2 protein-coding genes are annotated in these 1,330 nt (G+C 65.3%); both read right to left on the bottom strand.

Annotated features, from left to right (window positions below; all coding sequences use genetic code 11):
- Window positions 1-23 precede the first annotated feature (23 nt).
- Complete coding sequence (locus EN749_RS35855; protein WP_127395288.1) at window positions 24-725, bottom strand: antitoxin Xre/MbcA/ParS toxin-binding domain-containing protein; 702 nt, start codon at window positions 723-725, stop codon at window positions 24-26.
- A 391-nt stretch (window positions 726-1,116) separates the two neighbouring features.
- Window positions 1,117-1,330: PfkB family carbohydrate kinase (locus EN749_RS35850; RefSeq protein ID WP_245491586.1), on the bottom strand; the 214-nt coding region annotated here is incomplete at its 5' end.

Raw genomic sequence — 1,330 nt, 5'->3', positions numbered from 1 at the left:
TTAGCGGTGAGTCCGGGAGGCGTTCAGCCCGGCGCGAACACGCGCGCGGCCTCGACGACCTCGTCCACCTGATCCTGCCGCAGCAAGTCGATCGGGACGCGGCCGTCGAGCTGCGCCGAGGGGCGAGTCAGCCACAGCCACGCCAGTCTGGGATTGCTGATCAGCGACAGCACGTCGCGAATGCCCGCTACCGGCCGGCCGTCGACGAACTGCGCCAGCGGGAAGACATGTTTGCGGCCGCCCTTGCGCAAGGCGATGACCTCGCCCCGCCGCTGCCAGCGGTGCAGGGTCGAGCGGGCGATACGCAAATTCTCTTCCAGATAGGTCGAGCCGGCGACGCGGCCCGCCCAGTCCTCGATCAGCATCGATTCGAGATCGTCGGATTTTGGCAGCGAAGGAGGCTCGACATCGGCCAACGGGGTCGTCGGCGGATTGATCACGCCGGCTATACCGGCTTCGCTGCGGCGCGCGGCTTCCGCCGCCAGCGCGCGCACGAATTTCGAGGCCAGGCCGGGCAGGTCGGCATGGATGGCGTCGATAGCGCGCTGGTGCTTCGGTGACAGCAAGGTGACGGCGGACGCTATGCTGCCGGCGATTTTGCCGACCGAGACCATGGTGGGCTTGTTGATAGTCTCGTCATAGCGGGCAAGCGCGCGTTCGACGTCTTCGGCGACCATCTCGGCGAAGTCGTCCTGCTTGAGGCCCTGGAGCTGAAATCTGTTCATACATCTGTCTTCTGGGCCGCGCTCTCCTCCCACAGCTGCGGCCGGCTGTTGAATCTCTAGAGCGGAAAGCGGAAATCGCGACGGCAACAGATGCTGCGGCCCGACAGCTCGCTGTCTTGCATTTCTTGACACCCCAACTGGCTGTTGGCGCCCCGAAAGGTCAGTCGCGGGGCGCCAGATTGCGTGTAGGTGCGATGTGTGACAGCCGCGCGACGGTGAGAAGCGGAGGCGGCCTTCCCTTCTCCCCCTATGGGAGAAGGTGGATTGGCGCGCAGCGCCAAGACGGTTGAGGGGTGTTGGACGGAGTACCGTCAGTGCCAAGCTGGAGCACCCCTCATCCGTCGCCTTCGGCGACACCTTCTCCCACAGGGGGAGAAGGGAAGAGCTTTCTCTACAGCAACCCCGCCTGCTCAGCCTCGCGGCGCAGATTCTGCCGTGGCCTGGGGCCGATCTGCTGGATCACCAATCCGGCCGACAGTGAGCCAAGATCGCCGCAAGTCTGCAGGTCGCGGCCTTGCGTGTAGCCATGCAGGAAGCCGGCGGCATAGAGATCGCCGGCGCCCGTCGTGTCGACCAGTTCCTTGATGGGGGTCGCCTTGATGACC

This window comes from Mesorhizobium sp. M7A.F.Ca.ET.027.02.1.1 (assembly GCF_004022985.1).
Lineage (GTDB): Bacteria > Pseudomonadota > Alphaproteobacteria > Rhizobiales > Rhizobiaceae > Mesorhizobium.
This window is presented reverse-complemented; position numbering and strand designations above follow the sequence as displayed.

Excerpts from the sequence above, each read along its gene's own strand:
- EN749_RS35855 (WP_127395288.1), bottom strand. The coding sequence starts at position 725 with ATGAACAGATTTCAGCTCCAGGGCCTCAAGCAGGACGACTTCGCCGAG.